This window comes from Pseudomonas congelans (genome assembly GCF_900103225.1).
Classification (GTDB): domain Bacteria; phylum Pseudomonadota; class Gammaproteobacteria; order Pseudomonadales; family Pseudomonadaceae; genus Aquipseudomonas; species Aquipseudomonas congelans.
Map to the genome: position 1 here is coordinate 1,510,849 of NZ_FNJH01000001.1, position 24,578 is coordinate 1,535,426.

The window sequence follows — 24,578 nt, forward strand, 5'->3', positions numbered from 1 at the left end:
ATTCTTCAACCGCCTTAACCGTAAGCGGCCGACCTGCAAGTAGACCCTGTTCCCACAACAGATTCGCACTTTTCCTGCCAACAGAACCGTTAGCAGACGTTTCGTCATGCAGTATTCGGGCAACGGCAAAATGCTGGACGCCTCCTGCAGTGCCTGCCTAGACTTGGCCATCCGCTACCGGCCGTCGTGGCCAGCCGGGTCTGATGCCAAGGAACAGCAATGAATCGAAATGAACTGCGCAAGGCCGACATCAACCTGATGGTGGTCTTCGAAACATTGATGCAGGAGCGTAACGTCACCCGCGCAGCGGAAAAACTGTTTCTCGGCCAGCCCACGATAAGCGCCGCCCTGAATCGCCTGCGCAGTCTGCTCAACGACCCGCTGTTCATCCGCGTCGGCCATCGCATGGAGCCCACCGCTCGCGCCCACGAGATTCTCAAGCACCTGACGCCCGCGCTGGACGCCATGTCCACAGCCCTCAGCCTGACCACCGACTTCGACCCGTCGGTCAGCAAAATGACCTTTCGCATCGGCCTGACCGATGACGTCGAATTCGGCCTGCTGCCGGCAATGCTCAAGGCTATCCGCGAGGAGGCGCCCGGCGTGGTGATTGTGGTCAAGCACGTCGACTACCTGAATATTTCCGAGGTACTGATGTCCGGCGACATTACCGTCGGCGTCTGCCTGACCCGTGAATTGCCGGCCAACGCCAAGCGCAAGACGCTGCGTAATGTGCAGCCGAGGCTGGTGCGCGCCGACAAGCCTGCCACCCCCATGAGCCTGGACGAATACTGCTCGCGCCCGCACGTGGTGGTGTCGCACGTCGCGAGTGTCAGCAGTTTCGCCGATGAGTGGCTGACCGCGCTGGGGCGCAAGCGTCAGGTAGTGTTGTCGGTGCCGCAGTTCGCCACCCTGCCCGCATTGATGGCCGGCACCGACATGATTTCGGGGCTGTCCGACTACGCGGCAAAGGCCATGAGTGCATTGGGTTTGCTGTATGACGAGCCACTGCCCTTCCCCACACCGGGGCTGGACCTGTCGATGACGTGGCTGAGCGTGATGGACAGCGACCCTGCCGAGCGTTGGCTGCGCAGCAGGATCGAAGCATTCATGGGCGAGCGCCAGGAAGCGCCCGCCCTGGCCGGATGATCAGCCGAAACGACCGGTGATGTAATCTTCGGTCTGGGTCTTGGAGGGCTTGGTGAAGATGGTGTCGGTGTCGCCGTGCTCGATCAGCTCACCCATGAACATGAAGGCCGTGTAGTCGGAGCAACGCGCCGCCTGCTGCATGTTGTGGGTCACGATGATCACGGTGAACTGCTCTTTAAGCTCGGTGATCAGCTGTTCGATACGTCCTGTGGAAATCGGGTCGAGAGCCGAAGTCGGCTCGTCGAGCAGCAATACCTGAGGACGCAACGCGATGGTACGGGCGATGCACAGACGCTGCTGCTGACCACCGGACAGACCGGTCGCGCTCTGCTTGAGCTTGTCCTTGACCTCATCCCACAACGCTGCACCGCGCAGCGCCTGCTCGACGCGATCTTCCATTTCGCGACGCGAGAGTTTTTCGTGGTGCTTGATGGCATAGGAAATGTTGTCGTAGATCGACATCGGGAACGGCACAGGCTTCTGAAACACCATGCCCACATGACTGCGCAGGCGGTTCATCGAATAGCCTGGCGCCAGGATGTTCTCGCCATTGAGCAGAACTTCGCCGCGCGCTTCCTGCTTCGGGTACATCGCGTAGATGCGGTTGAAGACGCGCAGCAGGGTCGATTTACCGCAACCCGACGGGCCGATGATCGCAGTGATGCGCTTCTCGGGGATGGTCATGTCGATGGACTTCAACGACTTCTGGTTGTTGTAGAAAAACTCCAGACCGCGTACTTGGATCTTGGTTTTTTCGTTGGCCAGGGAAAGGTTGTTCATCAGGACGCCCTATTGCGCAGAAGAATTAAGCGAGACAGCAGACTCAGTATCAGTACGAACAAGGTCATGACCAGTGCACCGGCCCATGCCAGGGAGTGCCAGTCATCGAACGGGCTCATGGCGTACTGGAAAACCACCACCGGAACACTGGCGATTGGTTTGAGCAGATCGCTGCTCCAGAACTGATTGCCGAAAGCGGTGAACAGCAGCGGCGCGGTTTCGCCGGTGATGCGTGCCAATGCGAGCAATACGCCAGTTACCACACCAGCCTTGGCTGCGCGAAGGACGATTTGCAGGGTCAGCTTCCATTGCGGAACACCCAGCGCCAGCGCAGCTTCACGCATGGTCGAGGGTTGCAGTTGCATCATTTCGTCAGTGGTACGCACCACCACCGGGATCACCAGCAAGGCCAGAGCCAGCGCACCGGCGATGGCCGAAAAGCCCACCTGATGGCCTGTCACCGCGTTGAGTGGCAGTACCACGACGGTGTAAACAAACAGACCGAGCACGATGGAAGGTGCCGACAGCAGGATGTCGTTGATGAATCGAACCGTGTTGCCCAGTTTGGTATAGCGGGCAAACTCGGCCAGCCAGATGCCCGCCATAAGACCGATCGGCGTGCCGATCAGCAGGCCGATGCCGGACATCAGCACGCTGCCGTAGAACGCGTTGGCCAGGCCACCCTCGGTACCGGGCGGCGGCGTCATGCCGGTGAACAACTGCAGGTTGAGCGCGTCGATACCCTTGATGATGGTGGTCAGCAGAATCCACACCAGCCACAGCAGGCCAAAGGCAGTGGCACCACAGCTGAGCACCATCGCAATCTTGTTCTTGATGCTGCGAACCCGATACAGGTGCTCGCTGCCGGTCACATCCTTACTCATAACCCCTCCTTACGCGAAAGGCGCGACAGCATCATGCGTGCAAGGGCCAGCACGATGAAGGTGACGACGAACAACAGGAAGCCAAGGGCGATCAGTGCGGAACGGTGCAAGTCGGTGTAAGCCTCGTTGAACTCGTTGGCGATCACCGAGGCAATCGAGCTGCTTGGCATCATCAGCGACGCAGAGAATTGGTGAGCGTTGCCCAGAACGAAGGTCACCGCCATGGTTTCGCCGAGTGCGCGTCCCAGCCCCAGAAACACACCGCCAACCACGGCCGAACGGGTGTAAGGCAGCACGATGTCCCAGACCACTTCCCAGGTGGTGCCGCCCAGTGCGTAGGCCGACTCCTTGAGGGCCACGGGCACGGTACGGAAGACTTCCTGCATCACCGAGGTAATGAATGGCGTGATCATGATCGCCAGCACGATACCGGCGGTCAGCATGCCGATACCCAGCGGCGGCCCCTGAAACATCGGACCGATCAGCGGCAGCGCGCCAAGGTTTTCGGTGATCCACGGCGACAGGTGTTCAGCCATGAACGGGCCGAAGACAAACAGCCCCCACATGCCGTAGATGATCGAAGGAATACCAGCCAACAGCTCGATGGCCGAGGCGATCGGCATGCGCAACCAGGGCGGCGCTACTTCGGTCAGAAAGATTGCAATGCCGAAACTCACCGGTACGGCGATCAGCAAAGCCAGAAAAGAGGTAACCAGAGTGCCGTAGATCGGAACCAGAGCACCGAACTTGCCGGCGTTCACGTCCCACTCGGTGCTGGTCAGAAAGCCAAACCCGAAAGTCTGGAATGCCAGACTGCCGCCCCACAGGGTCGACAAGGCAATACAACCCAGCAAAGCAAGCACCAGCATCGCTGCAGCCTGCAATGAACGCTTGAACCACAGGTCATGACGATGATCCCGCTTGGCGCGCTTCTCGCCCTCGGACTCACCAGCGGAGACGTTAGCGGACAGGTATTGGGTGTTTTCAGTCATGTTGAGGCCACTCGCAAGGAAAAGCCCCTGTCACCGAGCCGATATCGCGGCTGATGACAGGGGTGGTACGGGTTGAATCACTTACTTGGTGAATTCCGTTTTCCAGTAGCTTTCCACGCGATCAACCAGCGATTTCGGCAATGCTACGTATTCCAGCTTCTCGGCCTGCTTCTGGCCGTTTTCCAGGGACCATTTGAAGAAGTCGAAAGCAGCCGTGCTTTTCTCTTCGTTCTTGGCTTTCTTGTACATGATGATCCAGGTGGTCGCGGTGATCGGCCATGCAGTTTCACCCGGCGCGTTGGTCATGATCAGGTTGAAGTCTTTGGCGCTTGCCCAGTCGGCAGTGTCAGCGGCAGCAGCAAATGCCTTGGCATCAGGCTTGATGAATTTGCCGGCAGCGTTTTTCAGCTGGGTGTAGGACAGTTTGTTGGTCGTTGCGTAGGAGTACTCGACGTAGCCGATCGAACCCTTGATCTGCTTCACGTAGGCCGAAACACCTTCGTTACCCTTGCCGCCCACGCCTGCTGGCCACTGCACGGTCGAACCGAACTTCAGCTTCTCGTTCCACTCCGGGCTGACTTTGCTCAGGTAGTTGGTGAAGTTGTAGGTGGTACCCGAGCCGTCCGAACGGTGAACGACGGTGATCGCCACATCTTTCAGGTGATCTTTCAAGTCAGGGTTCAGCGCGACGATTGCAGGGTCGTTCCACTTCTTGATGTCGCCCATGAAGATCTTGGCGATGGTTGGACCGTCCAGCTTCAGTGCGCCGCTTTCAACGCCTTCGACGTTGACGATCGGCACGATACCGCCAATCACGCTCGGGAACTGACCCAGGCCGCCGGCCTGCAGATCTTCTGCGGACATCGGGGCGTCGGATGCACCGAAGTCAACGGTCGCCGCCTTGATCTGGGCAATACCACCACCCGAACCGATGGACTGATAGTTGATACGGTTATCCTTGCTCTTGCTGTAGTCCTGGGACCACGCCGAAATAACCGGGTAGACGAAACTCGAACCAGCGCCTGTTACATCAGTCGCGTGAGCCACACCGCTAAGGCACAGCGATGCGATCAGAAGCGACAAGCGTTTTTTAGTCAGCAGAATCACGGTAATACCTCAGTCCAGGAGATTGTGTGGTGGTCCACTTAAGGAGGCCCGAGGCGGATTTAAAACCTCAAATGTTGCTGTTTAATGACAATCCAGCGAATCGTGTCGGGAGAGGAACTTTTTTGTAAGTGATTTCCTACGTCGCTGACAATGAAAACCCCTTTAAAACCCAATGTTTACGGGGTATTCGCGTCGCGCCAGACCAAATAGCGTTCTGCCACCACTCATCAGATAGCGGAATGCCAGCCGCGTTATAAAAATGTAAGAAAGTGTGATTTTAAGAATCGTTGTAAATGACCGAGCGGTCACGTTATAGCTAAATCAACTTAAAACTTCGCTCCCGACGGTGCTCAGGGGTGCATGAATGACCGAAAAGCGCGCGCGATCACCCTCAAGGTGGATAGCAACGGCGTAAGCCTTGATGCATCGAAGATATCTACCGTTCGTCGGGTTCGACGGCACCTATGGCCACTGGCCAATGACCAACGTGAGTACTTTAAAACAACGGAGTAAGCACCATGATCAAAACCAAACTGACTGCCCTGACTCTTGCTGGCCTGATGGCTGTAGCTTCAGGCGCTGCCTTTGCCGAATCGACCACTAGCCCTGAAACCCCGATCAACAAGAATGCGACCAAGCTGCCGGGCACCAACACCCAGCCGACGGACCGCACCTCGTCCGAGACTCCAGGCGCGCAGGATGAAAGCAAGGAAGCGGCAGCAGAACGCTCGATGAAGCACGACAAGACTACACACGGCACACACGACAAGAGCACCACTACTGAAAAGACCAAGACTCAGTAATCAGGCGTCTTACGTGGGCAGGGCCAAGCCCTGCCCGCGGGTCCACCCTTTTCGCGGCACCGTCTCAGTCACTGTACTTACGGAGTTTGCATCATGATCAGGAATAGATTGGGGGCAATAAGCCTCGCGGCATTTTTGGTGCTGTCGGGCACCAGCGCGTTTGCCGGTTCGACCGGCCCGACCAACCCGGTCAGCGACAGCCCAAAAGTGCCCGGCACCGGTACGGAAAAGAACGTCGACGGCACCAGCCCCGGCGCGCCAGGCACAAGCCCCGGCACCAAAGGCATGGATCCGTTGCCTGGAAAGAACGGCAGTGCGGATGACAAGTCTCATGATTCGAAACAGCCCCATAATGCAGACCACAAGGGCAGTCAGGACGGGCACAAGGCCCCTTGATGATCTGACAGGTCGCTACTGACGCAGACACTGTCGTCAGTCGCCCACTGTACGTAACACACCTCCACCGGCATGCCATGCTCGGCGCAGAAATCCAGCCAGCGCAGTTGGTTGTCCTGGAGGCGGTCACCCGGCCCCTTGACCTCGATCATTCGATAACGACGCTGCTCCGGAAAGAACTGGATCAGGTCGGGCATTCCGGTCCGGTTGGCTTTTATGTCCTGCAACAGCCGACGAAACCAGCTAAGCAAGTGCTCGGCCGGCAGGCAGTAGAGTGCCTGCTCCAGTAGCTCCGGCGTCAGCGCCCCCCAGAATACAAACGGTGATTGCAGGCCGTACTTGCTTTCAAAATGCTCGCGAATGGTCGCCAGGTATTCAGCCGACTCCAGTTGCATAAGGCAGGCATCGAACAACGATGCTCTGCGCTGATAGAAGTCAGGGCTGTACAGGTCACTCGGCGCACTGTGAAACGGGTGAAAGAATGCGCCCGGCAATGGAGCGAAAATGGCCCGCCAGCACAGCAGCCCGAACAGTGAATTGATCAGCGCATTCTCGACGTAATGCACCTCCCCGCCTTGCTGTTCTTCAAGGTGCAGGCGTATCAGACGCTCGACACTCATCCCCGACACCGGCGTGACCTGTACGTCCAGCCGCGCAATGGCCCGCACAGTACGCTTGCGCGCGGCCGTCAGGCCGAGCTTGCGTTGCAGTCGTGGCATGACGCGTGAAAGATGCTGGACCTCTGCATCACTTTCCGGTGCAAGACGGGCCTGTTCCGCCAGCGTCAGCGCCGCTGCGTATTCGGCGTTACGCTCCAGCACGCGGATTTGCCTTGAACGCGCACCGGGGTAACTGGACTGACGATACACCGCCATCGCCAGAGGCCAGTCCTGTACGCGCTCGGCCTGTTGCCCGATACGAAACAGCAGTTTGCCGCGACGCATGAGCAACCACGGATTGCCGCACTCGATGGCAATGACACGCTCGGCCAGCGTGTGCAGCTCCAGGCAGGCTTCCAGTGCTTCCCGACAGGCATGTAATTGCAGGCACACGTCGATGTCGGCACGCTCGTTGATGCCGCGCGACTCCAGCGAGAATTCGACTTTTTCGTAGCGGTAGATACCCAGGTCGGCCAGCACGAATTCAGACCATTCCTGGTACAGATTGCCGAAGTACAACAAACGCAGGCGGTCACACAGCGGCATGATCTTCAAGCCGAACACGGCGTCGGACAACGTCGGGTGCCACTGTTCCAGGGACTGCGGCGCAGGGTACATCGGCTGCAGGCGCTCGAACCAATCCTGCTTGCGCTCGGGCCCCTTGACCGCGTGGTCTTTGAAGCAATGGCTCAACTCATCCCGACGCAGCAACTGGAACAGCTCGCTCAAGCCCAATGGCGGAGCGGTATCGACCCACTCCCGCGCCAGCAGCGGCAACACGGCGTCATGAGGGTCGCCAATCTCGACATAACCGAGTTTGCTGGCCCGGAACAACACACCCTTGCGCATCACCATGCGCACCAGCAAACCCTGTGCGGGCACCGGCAGCTCGGCAAACTCGCTGATGAAGCGGCGCTCGGTTGCATCGAGCAGGTCATCGTAGCGCCGGGCAATCCAGTCAAGGACCTGACGGAAGTTTTCCAGGTAGTAAAACGGATTGTCGAGGGGCGAAGTATTCAAGGCCAGCGTTCACATGACAAATGAGCAGACCGACTAAGGATACTGGTTATCCGTACAGATTCCAGCGTAAACGCCTGCTGATCGTGTTTCGGCCGATCAATGGCATGTATCGCAGGCACGCGGTCAGCCTTAGAATCGGCGGGATAATATCTGCACCCGAGAGACGAATATGCACGCGCCACTGGTTTATCTCGCAGGCTTCGACGTGTTCAGGACCGACGCCGTGGAACATGGACGCTATCTCAAGGCATTGTGCGCGGCACACGGGCTTGAGGGTTTGTACCCGTTTGACAATGAGGTCACACACGGACGGACAGCGCATGAAACCGCGCAGCAGATTTACTCGATGAATGTCGCGATGATCCACCGCTGCTCTGCCATGCTGGTCAACTTGAACGTGTTCCGCGGCCTGGAGCCGGATTCGGGCACGGCATTCGAAGTCGGTATGGCAGTCGCACTGAACAAGCCGGTGTGGGCGTACTTTGAACCGGTGGCATCGCTACGCGAGCTGGTTCCCCACGATGAAAACGGTCTCGACACCAACGGTTTTATGGTTGAAGACTTCGACTTGCCGCGCAACCTGATGCTCGCCTGCAGTTGGGCGGGTACCAGCTCGACCGTGGAGCTGGGTGCAGAAGCGCTGGCAAAGCACCTGAGTGGCTTTCAGGTCCTGCCGGCGAGCGGCTGAACGCACACCGTCACGCCCAACCCAGAAAGTCCCCGCCGTTGTCGCGCAGCATCTGCAACATGCCTTCTGCCGCGGGTGACAGGTAACCGCCCTTGCGCAGCGTCACGCCGATGGTGCGTTTGAGGGTGGTCTGCTCGAGCGGCACCTCACGCAGGTGCTGCATGGTCTTGCCGAACTCCAGCGACTCGCGGGCAATGAAGCTCAACAGGTTGCTGCGGGAAATCAGCCCCGGCAACAGGGAGATCGAGTTTGCTTCGATTTGCACCGTCGGCAGTGGCAGGCCATGAGCGGCGAAGGTCGCGTCCAGCCATTTGCGTGACGAAACGCTGACGGGCGGCAGTACCCAGCGATACGCGCACAGGTCACTCATTTTCAACGATTGCTTGAAGATCGGATGATTCTTGCTGGCCACCACCACAGCCTCGTCCTGCAGTATGGCGAAGCTGGTGACGTCTTCACTGTCGGGCGCCAGCGCGCAAATGATCATGTCCAGCTGACCGGAGCGCAACGATTCGCGCAGCAAGTCATCCTGGCCGATCACCAGCTTCAAGGTGACGTCAGGGGTGCGCTGCAACAAGGCCGAAGTCAGTTTCGGCATCAGGTACTCCGCCATCGTCGCGGCGCAGCCGACCCGAATATTGCCCACCATGCCACTGGCGAAATCCCGGATCTCGCGCTGGGTCTGGGCGATGCTTTGCTGCAACTCCTTGCCGCGCGCCTGCAGCAGCTCGCCCACGGGCGTCAGTTTGATGCGTCGGCCGTCACGTTGAAACAGTCGCGTTCCGAATGATTCTTCGAGGCGCTGAATGCTTTTGGTCAGCGCTGGCTGGCTGCGATTGAGCTTCTCCGCAGCTCGTCCAAGGTGCCCGAGCTCGACAATGGTTTCGAAATAAGTGAGATCACGCAGGTCCATATCTATCAACCAAAGTTATCAATTCATGATTATTAGAAAATAGACTTGATGAGTTGCGAAGTCGATACTGTGTGTATGTGATTTACCCCTCTCAAGGAGAACGTCCTTGTCAAACGCTTCACGCTTTTCGCTTTCCTCTCTTTCCCCGCTGACTCAATGGGCGGGTCTGATCCTGATGGCCGGCATTGCCGGTCAACTGCTCAAACTGTTCGACATGCCTGCTGCGATGTTCCTCGGCCCCATGCTGGTCGCTATCGGCTTTGGCGTTTCAGGTGCCAGCATTCGCATGCCCAAGCGGGCCTTTCAACTTGGTCAGGGCACGGTTGGCGTGCTGATCGCGCATGCCATGTCGGTCAGCGTGCTGCTCACCGCCCTTCATTCATGGCACGTCATGCTGCTGGCGACGATCCTCACGGTTGTGTTGAGCGCGGCGGTTGGGCTGGTGCTGGTGCGCTTCGCCGGTATCCCGAGCAACACCGCAGCCTGGGGCACGTCGCCGGGTGCGGCCTCGGCAATGGTTGCGATGTCCGAGGATTACGGTGCCGACTCGCGCATCGTCGCCACCATGCAATATGTGCGTGTGGTCTGTGTAGTCACCATCGGCGCGCTGGTCAGCCATTTCATCGGCGCACCGGATTCCGGTGCGACCCTGCACAGCACTACAACGGCATTGCCCGCCCTGAACCTTGTCGATCTTGCGCTGAGCCTGGCAGTCATTGCCGCAGGCGTGACACTCGGCTCGCGTCTCCCGGCAGGTGCCCTGCTGGTGCCGCTGATGCTGGGCGGTGCGCTGCAGTTGAGTGGCGTGATGCAGATCACCGTTCCGGCCTGGTTGCTGCCCATCGCGTACGGTGCGATAGGCTGCTACGTCGGGCTGCGCTTCGATCGGCCGACGGTGCAGTACGTCTGGCGTCGGCTGCCGATGATGATTCTGGCCTCATTGCTGTTGATCGTGCTGTGCGCCGTGTCGGCCTGGCTGATTGCCGTGATGCTGGGCAAGGATTATCTCTCGGTGTATCTGGCGACCAGCCCGGGCGGCCTCGACACCATGGCCATCATTGCCATCGATACGCATGCCGACGTCGGTTTCGTACTGGCCATGCAGACCCTGCGCCTGTTCGGCGTGATCCTGACTGGCAGCTTCCTGGCCCGGCAGATTATCCGCCTGACCGACAAACGCATCCCTGCGCTTTGAGTTGCCGATATCAGGCCCGACCGACGCTAGCCGTTCACTCCAGCCCCGCCAGGGCGCTGGCCAGGCTTGGCGCCAGGGGCAACACCGGCAGTAGCGTGGCCTGATAAGCGTGATAAAGGTCCGGCTTGCCGGGCCATATGTCTGCGCTGGGTTCGTTGCTCTGGTTCAGTTCATGGCGCCAGCTGCCATGCTCGTGATCGATGAACAGGGTCTCGTTGAACTCCCAGAAACAGCGATACCAGTCCTCATACTGCTGCTCGCCGGTACGTTGCAGCAACGCGGCGGCGGCAGCGGCCGCTTCGCAGTGAGTCCAGTGCAGGCGATGATGGACCACCGGCTGGTTCTGCCAGTCGAGGGTGTAGACGATCCCCGGGGCACCGTCGACATCCCAGCCGTACTGGCAGGCATTGGCAAACAGTTGGCGGGCGTCGTGCAGCAACCATTCGGGGTTGGCGCGTCCGGCCTGACGGCGCGCTGCCTCCAGATGCAACACCAGCCGCGCCCATTCGAAGGCATGTCCCGGCGTGGTGCCGAATGGCCGGAAGCCATCTGCCGGGTTTTCCCGGTTGTAATCAGGCAGCGGCTGCCAGTCCTGGGTGAAGTGCTCGATGACCTGAAAGTCGTTGGCACCGGCATGCTCGTGGATAACCCGCTCGACGATGCTCAGCGCCCGGTCTAGCCACTGCGCGTCGCCGGTCACATCGGCGAGCGCGAGAAAGGCTTCGGTGCTGTGCATGTTGCTGTTGGCACCGCGATACGATTCCTCATTGCTCCAGTCGCGCGCGAACGACTCACGCATGGCGCCTTCCTGTTCGCTCCAGAAATGAGTCTGGATAACCTGGATGGCGTCCGACAGCAGCGCCTGCGCGCCAGGCCGCCCCGCCACCACGGCGGAACTGGCCGCCAGTGCAACGAACGCGTGCAGATAAGCCTGTTTGTCAGTCTTGCCGCGGTCTTCGAGCGCAGCGCTGAACCAGCCGCCGTGTTCGGCATCGTGCAACGGCCCGCGCAATGCGGCGACACCATGATCGACCAGCGCAGCACAACCGGGAATGCCCTGCGCATGGGCCATGGCAAAGCAGTGGGTCATGCGCGCCGTGTTCATGGTTTCTGCAGTGGCCCCGACCATCAGGCGACCGTAGTCATCAAGACTGCCAAAGCCGTTGTCCAGTCTGGAGGCCTTGGCGAAGGTCAACAGACGATTGCCTTCCAGTGCCAGCCACTGGTGATGGGCTGGCGAGCGCAGCCAACTGCTGAAGGTTTGATTGTTGTTATTCATGAAGCGATGCCGCCCCCTTCGATAAGGTTGTGCACAGACTGTACCGGAGGTCATTTCGACCGAGGGCATAATGCGCGTCCGGTCGATCGTCGGCAAGCAGGCACAACCTGTCTCAATGCAGGGGTTTACACCTTGAAGCGTGAGACCACCTGATTCAGATCGGCCGCCAGGCGCGACAATTCATGGCTAGACGCACTGATCTGGTTGGCGCCCTGAGTCGACTGCATGGACAGATCGCGAATGTTGACGATATTGCGGTCGACTTCACGCGACACTTGCGCCTGCTCTTCCGCCGCGCTGGCAATCACCAGATTGCGCTCGGAGATCTGGTTGATCGACGAGGTGATTTCGCTCAAGGACTCGCCTGCGCCCTTGGCCAGTGCCAACGTCGAGTCGGCCCGATCGCGGCTAGTGTTCATCGAGTCAAGCGCCTGCGCCGAACCACTGCGCATGGCACTGACCATCGAATCGATTTCCAGGGTCGACTGCTGGGTGCGATGCGCCAATGCCCGGACTTCGTCCGCCACCACCGCGAAACCACGACCCGACTCGCCTGCGCGTGCCGCTTCGATGGCTGCGTTGAGTGCCAGCAGGTTGGTCTGCTCGGCAATCGAGCGGATCACGTCCAGCACTTTGCCGATGTCCTGCGACTGATTGGCAAGGTTTTGCACCAGCGTCGAGGTGGCCTGTACGTTGTCGGTCAGCGTCTGGATCGACTGCACCGTCTCGTTCACCCGCGTCTGGCCCGCCAGCGCCGAAGTGCTGGACTGGTTGGAGGCGTCCGAAGTAGAAACGGCGTTACGCGCAACTTCTTCTACTGCCGAGGTCATTTCGTTGATCGCCGTGGCGGCCTGATCGATCTCCGCATTCTGTTGGTTCAAGCCACGGTAGCTGTCTTCGGTGACCGAGTTGAGTTCAGTGGCGGCCGACGCCAATTGAGTGGCTGAGCTACCGATGTGGCGCATGGCTTCACGCAGATTGACCTGCATCATCGCCAGGGCACGCAACAGTCGGGTGACTTCATCTTCACCATCGACTTCGATACTGTGGGTCAGGTCGCCGTTGGCAACCTGCTCGGCAGCGGTTACCGCACGCTGCAGCGGGCCGACGATGCTGCGGGTCAGCCAGAGTGCCAGGCCGATGGTGCACAGCGCGGCAATCACCACGAAGATAATCACGATGTCGCGCGACTTGTCGTACTGGGCCTCGGCCGACTTGCCTTCCGCATCGACCTTGGTGACATAAAAATCCGCCAGGTCACCGAGTTGCTTGCCGGAGCCGTCGACGATCTGCTTCATGTCGACCAGCAGCAGTTTGTTCAACCCGACGCTATCGCTTTGGCCAGCCAGTACAAAGGAGCGGTCCAGCGCACTGCGGTATTGGCCCATGGTCACCATGAACTGGTCGGTCAGGGACTTCTCTTCCGGGGTGTCGACAAAGGTCTTGAGCACAGCCAGCTTCTTGTCCAGATCACCCAGACGTACGTCCAGCTGGCCGCGGTAGGTCGGAATGCTCGCAGGATCGGTATCCAGCGCCATGCGCAAGGAAATGGTGCGAATGCGCAGCATGATTTCGCGGATATCGTTGACCACTCGCATGCTGGGTAGCCAGTTGGTCTCCACCGCCACTTCACTCTGGCGAATGGTCGACATCTGCGCCAGCGCAAACCACCCCAGCAAAGCCACCAACAGGGAAATGAGGGTAAAACCCAGACCGGCGCGACGAGCGATAGAGAGTTTGCGTAGATTCATGACCAGGGCTCTTTATATTTTTTGGAGGGCAGTGTCCGACGCGAAGTTGTCAGACAACCGACAGCGTATCGCCCTGATCAGGCAATTCTTTAGGACAGCCAGCGATGATTCATAGAGTTAATGAAAAATAACGGTTGTTGCCAGGCTGCTGTCGTTGCTCACAGCGCAGTCATCAACCGCCCGAAGCCATCTGCCAGAGCCGAGCCACATCGCGCGCGCGCTCGTGCAACAGGCGGGGCGTATCGCGGCAGGCCTGCTCAAGGCTCATCGGTCCGCTGACCAAAGCAAAGGCTGCGCCGATGCCGTGCGCATACAGCTGCTCGTAGCCTTCGCCCAGGGTTCCAGCCAGCACAACCACCGGCACTTGCCGACGCTGGGCGACTCGTGCAACGCCAAGCGGCGTCTTGCCGCGCAGGGTTTGCGCGTCGAAACGGCCTTCACCGGTGATGACCAGATCGGCACCGATCAGCGCCTGCTCCAGCCCGGTCAGCTCGGCCACCACCTCCACGCCGGCACGAAACGAAGCCTTCATATAGGCCTTGGCGGCAAAGCCCATGCCCCCCGCTGCTCCGCTGCCAGGGCTGTTGCGCAAATCCTGGCCGAGCGCCTGCGCGGTATGCCCGGCAAAACAGCCAAGTGCGGCGTCCAGCGCCATGACCTGCTCCGGCGATGCGCCTTTTTGCGGGCCGAAGATAGCTGAGGCGCCATTCGGCCCGCAGAGTGGATTATCGACGTCGGCGGCGATCTCGACGCGCACGTCAGACAAGCGTGGATCGAAACCGCTCAGATCGATACGCGCCAGGTCGGCAAGCGCAAGCCCACCCGGCGCCAGCGGCTGATCGTCGGCGTCCAGAAAGCGCGCGCCCAAGGCTGAAAGCATGCCGCTGCCGCCGTCATTGGTTGCGCTGCCGCCGATGGCGAGGATCACCCGACGGGCTCCTGCATCCAGTGCCGCCGAGATCAACTGGCCGGTGCCCTCAGTACTGGTCACACAGGCGTCGCGCTGTGCCAGCGTCAGCAGTTGCAAACCGCTGGCCATGGCCATTTCGATGATTGCGGTCCTGCTCTCCGCCAGCCAGCCCCAATGGGCGTTGACCGGGGCGCCAAGCGGGCCGCTGACGCTGGCGCTCATCAGTTCGCCATTGCAGGCAGCCAGCAGCGCCTCGATGGTGCCCTCCCCGCCGTCTGCCATCGGGCATTTGATCAGCTCGGCGTGCGGCCAGACCTCGGCCAGACCGCTGGCGATCGCGTCGGCAACTGCCTGGGCGCTGAGGCTGTCCTTGAACGAGTCGGGGGCGATGACTATTTTCATTGTTGTTCTCCAGATCCGGTACTCGCATGCTCTCATTCAACACCGGGGTTTCCGCCTGCCGATCGCACAATGATCTGCCGTCGTTATGGGGCGTTTGAACAAAACCCGGCTTTAGTTGTGGCGAGTGATCATCTGCGCGCCCACGTACAACCGCAGCAGGTCATCGGTCTTGTAGGGATCGCAGCCCGTCAGCTCGCCAACCTTCTCCAGCCGGTAGCGCAGGCTGTTGCGATGGATACCCAGTGCATCGGCGCAGGCCTGACTTTCGCCGCTGTACTCGAACCATTTGCATAAGGTGTCGAACAGTTGCGCATGCGTGTGCAGACGCTCCATCGGCTCGGTGACGTTTTCGGCCAGCCAGTCATGACGATAACGCCAGAACAGCACCGGCAACCGATAGGCTTCAAGCCGCAGCAGGCGCTGCGCCGGCCTTGCCTGACTGGCGTAGTCGAGCAGATCCCACGCTGCCGCACAGGCCTGACGCAGGGTGGGCAGGTCCGCCGATTGCGCCACGGTGGCCATACGCAGCACTGGCCAATGCTGCTCATCGAACTGCTTGAGCAGCAGCGCATCATCACGCTCCTTGCCCGTCGCGCGGCACCAGTACAGCAAGGTGGGCTCACGCAGCACGCACCAGCTGTCGGCGTAGCGTGTGCCAAGCCATTTGGCAGCTTGGCTGCCAGCCAGCTCCTCATCACCAAACTGAAGCAATACCACCTGACGCGCCATGTGCGGCTGCAAACCCAGTTGTCGTGCTTCATCCACCAGGCTGTCGGGACAGTCCGGCAACAGCAGGCGGGCCAGCAGGTCTTCACTGCGCTGCGCCCGCCACTGAAGGTCAGCCTGCTGACGGCGCTGCTCCATGAGCATCTCGGCAGTCATCTTCACCAGCTCGCCATACACGCGGACCTCGTCCGGCTCGCCGGTGATGCCGAGCACGCCCACCAGTTGATGGTCGAGCATCAGCGGCAGGTTGACACCCGGCTTGACACCGCCGAGCTGCAACGCTGCCAGAGAATCGATTTCCACCACCTGCCGGTTGGCCAGCACCTGCTGCGCGCCCTCATGACGGGTACATAATCGCTCGGCATCACCGCTGCCGATGATGATGCCCAGATAGTCCATGACATTGACGTTGTAGGGCAGGATGGCCATGGCCCGGTCGACAATGTCCTGGGCCAGCGCCCGATCAAGGGCGAACATGAACGACTCCAGGCACATGGCGAGGCTTGCAATGATTGGGCATATGGATACATTTTGTTGAAGTTATAGAACGCCCGAGTGTGCCTGAAAGTAGTCACGGGCGCGACGTACATGGCAGAGTGCCCGCGTCGACCTTTTGAACCCTCGAATATGCGTGTACAGGCCCCCTTGTGATCAAATTCCGACTCGCCAGCCTGCTGTCGCTGCTGACCCTGCAAGCCTGCACGTCAATGGCGGAAAGCGAAGAGCCGAAACAGCGCTTTGAAGACTACCGTCAGCAGACCCTCGAGCTGATCCGCAGCCAGCGTAACTTCCAGACCGCCGACCACCAAGCAGAGCTGGGCTGGAACGCGCCGCGCCAGTGGACCCCGAGCGGTACGCCCAAAGGCGGCGTGCTGCTGGTGCACGGTCTGGGTGATTCGGCGTGGTCGTTTCACGACGTGGCACAGATGCTCGCCGCGCAGGGCTATCTGGTCCGAACCGTGTTGTTGCCGGGGCATGGCACCAAACCAGAAGACATGCTCGACGTGCGCCTCGAACAGTGGCAGCAGGTGGTGCGCGAACAGGCGCAGCAGCTCGGTCGCGAAGTGCCGAATGTCTATCTGGGCGGCTTTTCGACCGGTGCCAATCTGGTACTCGATTACGCCTATGGTCATGACGAAATCGCCGGGCTGCTCCTGTTTTCGCCGGCATTTCGCTCCAACAGCGGCTATGCCTGGCTGACACCGTGGATCGGCTGGGCGCGACCCTGGCTTGCCGCGCCGAACGAAGGCCTGCGCCCAATGCAGACACCGGTTCGCTACATGAACATGCCCACCAATGGTTTTGCCCAGTTCTATCGCAGCAGCGCGCTGGCCCAGGACCGCCTGCATCAGCGTCGCTATGACAAGCCGGTGTTCATCGCCATCGCCGAGCATGACTCGGTCCTTGATACTGATTACGTGCTGGATAATTTCAGCCAGCGCTTCAGCAATCCCGCCAGTCGCCTGATCTGGTACGGCGACCTGCCCGCCCGGGCTGCCGATACGCCGCGCGTCGAGGTGCGCAAGGACTACCTGCCGGAATACCGCATCAGCCGCTTTTCACACATGGGCCTGCTTTTTTCAGCGGACAATCCACTTTACGGCGTATCCGGCAGCCAGCGTATCTGCTGGAACGGCCAGAGCAAGGTGGACACCGCCAAATGCATGGCAGGCGAGCCGGTGTGGTATTCGGACTGGGGCTACACCGAGCCGGGCAAGATCCACGCGCGACTGACCTTCAACCCGTATTTCGAGTGGCAGAGCCAAGTGCTGCTCGGCGTGCTGAACGCAACACCGTAGTACGCAACCGCGGACCTTGTATCGTCGAAACCGGGGAGCGAGGCATCTGCGGGAGCGAACCTGTTCGCGATGGGCACCGCGCTACATGAAGCTCTTCGTGATGCCCCTCTAGTTTATACAAGGTGAAGTGGGCAGACGCTTACCCACAGTCGGCATGGCGGCAAGGATTTATGCTCGCCGGGAATACTACGGCAAATGGCGGCGATAAGAAGTAGTCGTCAGGACACCACGACTCAAACAATCTGGCCACTTCTTAGTTTTTCCCGTATTGGAGGCTTCCGATCATCGCTACGCCTTCCGAGTAGAGCACAACCTGCTCGGGCTGAAAAAAGTGCCCTGGATTCAGTAAGATCTCGTCCTCAGTAGCGAGATGATCAGGAGCAACGTTGGGGTAGGCGCTAGCCTTTGTCGCGTTAACACTGATACCGGCGACATTGCTGCTTTTAAAATAATAGAGAATAGAGTCAGTTCCGCACTCATTGCTCTGCACAGCCCGAAGCGCATCACGCCGTAGAATTTCAGACTCTTCAGAGTTATTGTTGAGGTCTACCGTGTACATAGGCCTTCCCAAATCCTCGTGATTTTGGATATCTGAAAACTCAAGTGCCACGTCATAGTTCGAGGTCGTGCTGAGGAAACCATTGAAATGTATGGCATTACCATCAAGCGCCGACAAAAGCGTGTTGACGCCATTAACTTGTGTCGTGACTGGATTATCACCACCACTGGCGCCCTTTAAAAGGGGAATGTCTGACAGGCGCGGACTGCTATGTATGAACTCTAACAGGATTCGGGTCGGTTCTGCCAAGCGCTCAGCCAGGCGCGTCCTGATCTCGTCAATGTCGTCTTCGCTCAAGTCTGATGCATCGTCATGTCTGTTAGTAAAATCGCGGATGAATTGCTCTACCGCCTGCGGGCCACTGACCCCCGTGTGGTGAAGATAATGCTCGAGCGACGGATAGCCCATAGCGCTTATATTCATTAGAAGGTTATCACCGTGGGGGCCCTGATAATCGTCCAGCGCTTCAATAATAGTGTCTATGTCCTGGCGAGAAAAGCGTTGGATATGATGCTGACTCAGCCTGGAGATGACCTCATAGGTGGCGTCTAAACTACGAAGATCAAGCGTCGATATGGCATGCATATCCCTTTCGGCCTTTTGCGACAGGTGAGCATCGTTAGCCAGGATCTGTTGAGTCTTGCGTGAAGAGACAGCCAAGCGCCCTCGGTCCGCCATCATGGAAGTTCTTTGCGTTGGAAATGCCGAGGTAAAGCCCGACCGACACAACGGCGTCATGCTTACTTGCTGCCCCTTGACAATGCCCATACCGGCGCCAGGTCGCATGACCGGGCGAGGAGCGACTGCCTGGGGTGCTTGTTGCGAGGCCAGAGGATGGGCATTAATGTAAGGATTAAAGTGGTTAGCATTGTTAATCGGATAGGGCATTTCAGACCTCAATGAGTATCGGGTTAATTCAAAAAGAAAATGTATAGGCTGGCTTTTAGACGGCGCTCGAGCTTTCAGTCAAGTTGAAGTGGAGGCTTGAACAACGCCGATGACTGCAAACCGTCATCGTGCCTTATGAGCAACTCTGGGTGAACATGACCTGGCGCTAGCAGAATCTCATCTTCTTTACTCATAGCATGCCCACGATCGCTATTTGGATTGGCAGCGCGCTCGGTAGCATTGACACCGATTGCAGCGACGTTAGACGTCTTCATTAGATACAAAACCGACTTTGAAGACTTGTGGCACTCTCCCCTTTCTAAAGCGAGTATCGCATCCCGCCGAAGAAGTTCATTGCGAGGTTCATTACTGGTTAAATCGATGGTGTAACGAGGATTGCCAAAGCCGATGCTCGACAACTTCCCTGTGAAATCCATAGCCGCTTCAAAACTGGACGTTGTACTGAGGAATCCATTGAAATAAAGAGAGTCTCCCTCCAGCATTGAATGGAGTGCACCCTCAATGGAATGCATAGGATCCTCACGCCCGACGGAACCTCTGAGCAAGGGAACCGAGGAGAACTTCGGTACGCTGGATAAATGATTAATCAAATTCCGCACCGGGTCTTGAAGTCGAACCTCTATACGATTGAGAGTGACCACGATTCAGTGCCACCGGCTTCTCTGTAGTCTTTGATTTGAGCGAGCGGTCTTGAATGAACCCACGGCAGTGTTAACAGCACCGGTATTTTGCGCAGTGTACGGAGCTGCTTGCTGATTAGCTGCGTGACAGGCTGCGGTGGAGAAATTGTTGGCGTTAAGATTGACAGGCATCGTAGCTGCTCTCAGTGAACCGTATGCGCATGAGTGGCAACTTGCGCTAAAACGGTTCCCCGGCCGTTTACATTGCTTTAATGCCAGATCTTCTGCGGCTGTACGGGCCCGCGCCTACTCCAGCGGAACCAGCCGCTCACGGCTGTTGCTCAGGTGCGTCCACATCGCCGCGCGCGCTGCATCCGGGTCCTTGCGGCGAATGGCACTGAGCAATGCCTCGTGTTCCAGGTTGGCCAGATAGCCCTGATGCGCGAGGTTGTTGCCTGCCCGCTCGCTCGATGCAATGCGGCTGCGCGGGATGATCGCACTGCCCAGGTGTTGCATGATCTCCAGAAAATACGGGTTGCCGGTGGCTTCGGCGATCAGCATGTGGAAGCGTTTGTCAGCCTCGACGCAGCTGTCGTCGTTGGCCAGCAGGTCCTGATAATCGTCCAGCGCCTGACGCATGGCCGCCAGTTGCTCGTCGGTACGGCGCACAGCTGCCAGCGCCACGGCCTGGGTTTCCAGGCCGATACGCAGTTCGATGATATCGCGCACCCTGGAAACGGTCTCGACCTTGAGGCGCAGCCCGGTCTGGTCACTGCGCTCGAGCACGAAGGTGCCGATGCCGTGATGGGTCACCACCAGCCCGGACGCCTGCAGCTTGGAAATCGCTTCACGCACCACGGTGCGGCTGACGCCATGCTCGCGGACGATCTGGTTCTCGGACGGCAGCTTCTGACCAGGCGCGATCTTGCCAAGCAGAATGCGCTGGCTCAGTTCGGTCACCAGATCGGTGGCCAGGCTGTGCTGACGGCGTTTTGGCGCGGTGCTGGCAGGCTCTTGCATACTGAATGAATCCTGACTTGTCTGTTTACGCTGCCTTATGACGGCCATGGAGGCGCAAATAAGGAGCTGGGTACGTTCGAATGCCGGGTTTGAAAGCCCTGCACAGTTGTCTTACTTGTATTACAACTCATTCCAGGCTGTCAAAGCTCCCGTTTCAATCCACCCTACCTCCCATCAGCCATCGCGTTGCTGTCAACGGCCATACTCAGCTGATGCACACAATGTAAAACCCCAGCATTTACTGGGTATAAATTTTAAATTATTACCGTCATACAGACCCAATACGCCTGCACAGGGGCAGATTACAAGGCGCTAAAAATCTTGCAGATCGTCACCGTCGGGGGATTGCACAACCACTTTTTACTTGTATGATGACCGACAATGCGAAGGACACACTTCGCACATACCCGCATAAAAACAACGAGTGGGAGATTCAACTGTGAGCACATCCAATTCCGGGATGGCCGACGGCACAGGTTCGGTTCTGAATTCAGCCGTATCGAAGGTCAAACGTCACGTCCTGCCGCTTTTCGTCATCATGTTCATCGTCAACTACATCGACCGGGTCAACATCGGCTTCGTGCGTTCGCACATGGAGCATGACCTGGGTATCGGCGCTGCAGCCTATGGGCTGGGTGCCGGACTGTTCTTCATCGGCTATGCCCTCTTCGAAGTCCCTTCCAACATCCTCCTGCAGAAAGTCGGCGCGCGTATCTGGCTGACGCGAATCATGCTGACCTGGGGCATCGTTGCGGCCTGCATGGCCTTCATTCAGAACGAAACCCACTTCTACATCCTGCGCTTTCTGCTCGGCGTGGCCGAAGCCGGTTTCTTTCCAGGCGTGATCTACTACTTCACCCGTTGGCTGCCCGGTGTCGAGCGTGGCAAGGCGATTGCCATCTTCCTCAGCGGCTCGGCCATTGCCTCGCTGATCTCGGGCCCGCTGTCCGGCCTGCTGCTGCAAATCACCGGTTTCGGCCTGAAAGGCTGGCAGTGGATGTACTTCATCGAAGGCATGTTCTCGGTCGGCCTGTGCTTCTTCGTCTGGTTCTGGCTGGACTCCAAACCACACGATGCCAAGTGGCTGACCCGCGAGGAACAGGATGCACTGGTCAACGCCATCGATGCCGAACAGGCTGCCCGTGAAGCCGCGACGCCAGTCAAAGCCTCCATCGGCAAACTGCTCAAGGACGGTCAGATCATTCTGTTCTGCCTGATCTACTTCTTCATCCAGCTGACGATTTATGCAGCGACGTTCTGGCTGCCGAGCATCATCCGCAAAATGGGCGACCTGACTGACTTCGAAGTCGGCATGTTCAACTCCATTCCGTGGCTGCTGTCGATCATCGGCATGTACGCGTTCGCCACGCTGTCCGCCAAGTGGAAACGCCAGCAAGCCTGGGTAGCCATTGCGTTGCTGATTGCCGCTGCCGGGATGTTCATGTCGACCACTGGCAGCCCGATCTTCGCCTTCGTTGCCATCTGCTTCGCAGCACTGGGCTTCAAATCGGCTTCTTCGTTGTTCTGGCCGATCCCGCAGGCCTATCTGGACGCGCGGATCGCCGCTGCGGTCATCGCACTGATCAATTCGGTGGGCAACCTCGGCGGCTTCGTGGCACCCACCACATTCGGCCTGCTGGAAGAACACACCGGCTCGATCCAGGGCGGACTGTACGGTCTGACAGCCACCTCGATCATCGCCGCGATCATTGTTTTCGCCGCGCGCAATACCCCCAAGCCTGGCGCGACGCCGGTCGCCGCCATTCAGACGCCGGCGACCCACTGATGCACGTGCGCAGCCGCTTTTTCATCGGTCATATTTTCAAGGCCTTACGTTTAAAGGACCCGTCATGAACATTCAGCAATCCAATATCACCAGCAAGGCCCCCGTCATTACTGAAATGCAGGTAGTGCCCGTGGCTGGCCATGACGACATGCTGCTCAACCTGAGCGGTGCACATGGCCCCTACTTCACCCGCAACGTGGTCATTCTCAAGGACAACGCCGGGCATGTCGGCGTGGGCGAAGTGCCTGGCGGCGAGCTGATTCGCCAGACGCTGGAAGACGCGCGATCGCTGGTAGTCGGCAGCAGCATCGGCACTTATCAGAAGATCCTCAACGAGGCACGCAAGGCGTTTGCCGATCGGGACTCCGGTGGCCGTGGCTTGCAGACGTTCGACCTGCGCATTGCCATTCATGCGGTCACCGCGCTGGAGGCGGCGCTCCTCGACCTGCTCGGCCAGCATCTGGAGGTGCCGGTTGCGGCACTGCTGGGCGAAGGTCAGCAACGCGATCAGGTCGAGATGCTGGGTTACCTGTTTTATGTCGGCGACCAGCGCAAGACCGATCTGGCGTACCGCAGCGAACCCGAGGCCGATAATGACTGGTTCCGTATCCGTCACGAAGAAGCACTGACCCCGGAGGCCGTGGTGCGCCTGGCCGAAGCCGCGCATCAGCGTTACGGTTTTCAGGACTTCAAGCTCAAGGGCGGCGTGTTGAGCGGCGACCAGGAAATCGAAGCGGTGACTGCGCTCGCCGAACGCTTTCCCGATGCGCGCATTACGCTGGACCCGAACGGTGCCTGGTCGCTCAAGGAAGCGATCCGCCTGTGCCGCGATCAGCATCACGTGCTGGCCTACGCCGAAGACCCGTGCGGCGCGGAAAACGGTTATTCCGGTCGTGAAGTGATGGCCGAATTCCGCCGCGCTACCGGCCTCAGGACGGCCACCAACATGATCGCCACCGACTGGCGGGAAATGGGTCACGCCATTCAGCTGCAGTCAGTGGACATTCCACTGGCCGACCCGCACTTCTGGACCATGCAGGGCTCGGTACGGGTAGCGCAGATGTGCAACGAGTGGGGCCTGACCTGGGGCTCGCACTCCAACAACCATTTCGATATTTCCCTGGCGATGTTCACCCACGTAGCGGCTGCAGCGCCGGGCAATATCACCGCCATCGATACGCACTGGATCTGGCAGGACGGTCAGCGTCTGACCAAGGCGCCGCTGCAAATCGTCGGTGGCAAGGTCGAGGTCCCGAAGAAACCGGGGCTCGGTGTCGAGCTGGACATGGACCAGTTGGCCAAGGCTCATGAACTGTACAAAGGCATGGGCCTGGGCGCTCGGAATGACGCGGTGGCCATGCAGTTTCTGATCCCGGACTGGAAATTCAACAACAAGCAGCCTTGTCTGGTGCGTTGAATCGGTCCGAAATTCGCAGTTGACTCGCCGCCTGTTCATTCTCCGGCTGGCACACGGCGCGCAACCCCCTTGCGCGCCGTTTTTTTAATCGAATTCGGCTTGCCGAAGCGGCATGCTACTGTCTGGTAATGTCCAGTAACGATTAGACCGCATGCGCCATCTCGCCCGCACACGCCCTCGCCTCACCCTTGCCGCCCTGGTCGGCCTGACCGCAGGCATCGCCTGGTCCTGGCTCATCCCTCAATCGACACTGACCCAGAGCCTGCTGACTGGCTGGGACACGGGAGTATGGCTTTATCTGATCATGATTTTCATCCGCACGTTGCGCAGCGATGCCGACGATGTGCGGCGCGTCGCGATGAGAGAAGACGAAAACGCGGGGGTCATTCTGGTCACGGTCTGCGTTGCGGCGCTGGCCAGTCTGGCCGCAATCATTTTTGAAATCGCCAGCAGCAAAGGCCTTTCCAACGACGCCAAGATGCTTCACCACGCCTTCACAGGACTGACGGTCATCGGTTCCTGGCTGATGATCGGCGTGATCTTCAGCCTGCATTACGCACGCATGTTCTACACCTGGAAAGGCAAGGAGCCCGCACTGGCGTTTGTGGGTGGCGAAAAGAACCCCGATTACTGGGACTTTCTGTACTTTTCGTTCACCCTCAGCGTCGCAGTGCAAACCTCCGACGTTGGCGTAGCGACGCGCGAAATGCGAAAGGTCGTGCTCGGCCAGTCGTTGATCTGCTTTGTGTTCAACACCGCGATTCTGGGCTTTTCGATCAACATCGCCGCCAGCCTGTTCAATTAGCGTTTGCCT

At 59.0% G+C, this 24,578-nt stretch carries 22 protein-coding genes and 1 pseudogene; 9 read left to right on the forward strand and 14 right to left on the reverse strand.

The annotated features are described in order from the left end of the window. Positions 1-219 precede the first annotated feature (219 nt). Positions 220-1,149 carry a LysR family transcriptional regulator gene (locus BLR20_RS06135; protein WP_054993815.1) on the forward strand — a complete coding sequence of 310 codons (930 nt, stop codon included), beginning with the start codon at positions 220-222 and terminating at the stop codon, positions 1,147-1,149. Here the strand turns inward: BLR20_RS06135 and pstB are convergent, their stop codons facing one another. The 4 genes from pstB to pstS form a co-directional block, all read right to left on the reverse strand. Beyond that, the gene (gene pstB, locus BLR20_RS06140; protein WP_002553918.1) at positions 1,150-1,929 is read right to left on the reverse strand and encodes a phosphate ABC transporter ATP-binding protein PstB; all 780 of its coding nucleotides are present in this window, start codon (positions 1,927-1,929) and stop codon (positions 1,150-1,152) included. Next, positions 1,929-2,813 (reverse strand): phosphate ABC transporter permease PstA, encoded by an 885-nt coding sequence (gene pstA / locus BLR20_RS06145; RefSeq protein ID WP_003407464.1) that lies wholly within the window; start codon positions 2,811-2,813, stop codon positions 1,929-1,931. The genes pstB and pstA overlap by 1 nt, the downstream gene beginning before the upstream one ends. Further along, complete coding sequence (gene pstC, locus BLR20_RS06150) at positions 2,810-3,805, reverse strand: phosphate ABC transporter permease subunit PstC (RefSeq protein WP_054993814.1); 996 nt, start codon at positions 3,803-3,805, stop codon at positions 2,810-2,812. The genes pstA and pstC overlap by 4 nt, the downstream gene beginning before the upstream one ends. Positions 3,806-3,886: 81 nt before the next feature. Further along, the gene (gene pstS, locus BLR20_RS06155; RefSeq protein WP_010431906.1) at positions 3,887-4,912 is read right to left on the reverse strand and encodes a phosphate ABC transporter substrate-binding protein PstS; all 1,026 of its coding nucleotides are present in this window, start codon (positions 4,910-4,912) and stop codon (positions 3,887-3,889) included. 518 nt (positions 4,913-5,430) lie between these two features. Here pstS and BLR20_RS06160 point away from each other — a divergent pair. Together BLR20_RS06160 and BLR20_RS06165 are read left to right on the forward strand one after the other, a co-directional pair. After that, positions 5,431-5,715, forward strand: a complete 285-nt coding sequence (locus BLR20_RS06160) for a hypothetical protein (RefSeq protein ID WP_054993813.1) — start codon at positions 5,431-5,433, stop codon at positions 5,713-5,715. A gap of 93 nt (positions 5,716-5,808) precedes the next feature. After that, complete coding sequence (locus BLR20_RS06165; RefSeq protein WP_054993812.1) at positions 5,809-6,111, forward strand: hypothetical protein; 303 nt, start codon at positions 5,809-5,811, stop codon at positions 6,109-6,111. Here BLR20_RS06165 and BLR20_RS06170 read toward each other — a convergent pair. Further along, entirely contained in the window at positions 6,087-7,790 is a 1,704-nt protein-coding gene (locus BLR20_RS06170) for a VRR-NUC domain-containing protein (protein WP_054993811.1), read from the reverse strand. The genes BLR20_RS06165 and BLR20_RS06170 overlap by 25 nt on opposite strands. Positions 7,791-7,959: 169 nt before the next feature. On the opposite strand from BLR20_RS06170, the gene BLR20_RS06175 reads away from it, so the two are divergent. Further along, positions 7,960-8,478 carry a nucleoside 2-deoxyribosyltransferase gene (locus BLR20_RS06175; RefSeq protein WP_054993810.1) on the forward strand — a complete coding sequence of 173 codons (519 nt, stop codon included), beginning with the start codon at positions 7,960-7,962 and terminating at the stop codon, positions 8,476-8,478. A gap of 10 nt (positions 8,479-8,488) precedes the next feature. On the opposite strand, the gene BLR20_RS06180 is transcribed toward BLR20_RS06175, so the two are convergent. Beyond that, positions 8,489-9,391 (reverse strand): LysR family transcriptional regulator, encoded by a 903-nt coding sequence (locus BLR20_RS06180; RefSeq protein WP_054993809.1) that lies wholly within the window; start codon positions 9,389-9,391, stop codon positions 8,489-8,491. Between the two features lie 106 nt (positions 9,392-9,497). Between BLR20_RS06180 and BLR20_RS06185 the strand changes: the two genes are divergently transcribed. Continuing rightward, entirely contained in the window at positions 9,498-10,586 is a 1,089-nt protein-coding gene (locus BLR20_RS06185; RefSeq protein WP_054993808.1) for an AbrB family transcriptional regulator, read from the forward strand. A 34-nt stretch (positions 10,587-10,620) separates the two neighbouring features. On the opposite strand, the gene BLR20_RS06190 is transcribed toward BLR20_RS06185, so the two are convergent. From BLR20_RS06190 to BLR20_RS06205, 5 genes and pseudogenes are all read right to left on the reverse strand, one after another. After that, the gene (locus BLR20_RS06190) at positions 10,621-11,865 is read right to left on the reverse strand and encodes a D-mannose isomerase (protein ID WP_054993807.1); all 1,245 of its coding nucleotides are present in this window, start codon (positions 11,863-11,865) and stop codon (positions 10,621-10,623) included. A 125-nt stretch (positions 11,866-11,990) separates the two neighbouring features. Further along, entirely contained in the window at positions 11,991-12,857 is an 867-nt protein-coding gene (locus BLR20_RS28400; RefSeq protein WP_420851514.1) for a methyl-accepting chemotaxis protein, read from the reverse strand. Beyond that, a pseudogene (locus tag BLR20_RS28405) lies at positions 12,846-13,616 on the reverse strand (HAMP domain-containing protein); the annotation flags it as partial. The gene BLR20_RS28400 and the pseudogene BLR20_RS28405, both read right to left, overlap by 12 nt. A 172-nt stretch (positions 13,617-13,788) precedes the next feature. Beyond that, positions 13,789-14,928, reverse strand: a complete 1,140-nt coding sequence (locus tag BLR20_RS06200) for a glycerate kinase (protein WP_054993805.1) — start codon at positions 14,926-14,928, stop codon at positions 13,789-13,791. A 111-nt stretch (positions 14,929-15,039) separates the two neighbouring features. Further along, on the reverse strand, positions 15,040-16,131 hold the full coding sequence (locus tag BLR20_RS06205) for a sugar diacid recognition domain-containing protein (protein ID WP_054993804.1): 1,092 nt from the start codon (positions 16,129-16,131) through the stop codon (positions 15,040-15,042). A gap of 170 nt (positions 16,132-16,301) precedes the next feature. Between BLR20_RS06205 and BLR20_RS06210 the strand changes: the two genes are divergently transcribed. Next, complete coding sequence (locus BLR20_RS06210; RefSeq protein WP_074594475.1) at positions 16,302-17,453, forward strand: alpha/beta hydrolase; 1,152 nt, start codon at positions 16,302-16,304, stop codon at positions 17,451-17,453. A gap of 253 nt (positions 17,454-17,706) precedes the next feature. Here BLR20_RS06210 and BLR20_RS28050 read toward each other — a convergent pair whose 3' ends face one another. From BLR20_RS28050 to BLR20_RS06225, 3 genes are all read right to left on the reverse strand, one after another. Continuing rightward, positions 17,707-18,900 carry a hypothetical protein gene (locus BLR20_RS28050; RefSeq protein ID WP_235810006.1) on the reverse strand — a complete coding sequence of 398 codons (1,194 nt, stop codon included), beginning with the start codon at positions 18,898-18,900 and terminating at the stop codon, positions 17,707-17,709. A 74-nt stretch (positions 18,901-18,974) separates the two neighbouring features. Further along, a complete protein-coding gene (locus BLR20_RS06220; protein WP_143009977.1) occupies positions 18,975-19,562 on the reverse strand; it encodes a hypothetical protein in 588 nt (195 codons plus the stop codon). Positions 19,563-19,847: 285 nt separating this feature from the next. Then, a complete protein-coding gene (locus BLR20_RS06225) occupies positions 19,848-20,561 on the reverse strand; it encodes a FadR/GntR family transcriptional regulator (RefSeq protein WP_032612564.1) in 714 nt (237 codons plus the stop codon). Between the two features lie 460 nt (positions 20,562-21,021). On the opposite strand from BLR20_RS06225, the gene BLR20_RS06230 reads away from it, so the two are divergent. The 3 genes from BLR20_RS06230 (at position 21,022) to BLR20_RS06240 (ending at position 24,569) form a co-directional block, all read left to right on the forward strand. After that, positions 21,022-22,347: an MFS transporter gene (locus BLR20_RS06230; RefSeq protein ID WP_032612562.1), complete on the forward strand. Its 1,326-nt coding sequence runs from the start codon at positions 21,022-21,024 to the stop codon at positions 22,345-22,347. Between the two features lie 64 nt (positions 22,348-22,411). After that, positions 22,412-23,764 carry a glucarate dehydratase gene (gene gudD / locus BLR20_RS06235; RefSeq protein ID WP_010426894.1) on the forward strand — a complete coding sequence of 451 codons (1,353 nt, stop codon included), beginning with the start codon at positions 22,412-22,414 and terminating at the stop codon, positions 23,762-23,764. 151 nt (positions 23,765-23,915) lie between these two features. Next, the gene (locus tag BLR20_RS06240; RefSeq protein ID WP_010426896.1) at positions 23,916-24,569 is read left to right on the forward strand and encodes a DUF1345 domain-containing protein; all 654 of its coding nucleotides are present in this window, start codon (positions 23,916-23,918) and stop codon (positions 24,567-24,569) included. The last annotated feature ends 9 nt before the right edge of the window (positions 24,570-24,578 follow it).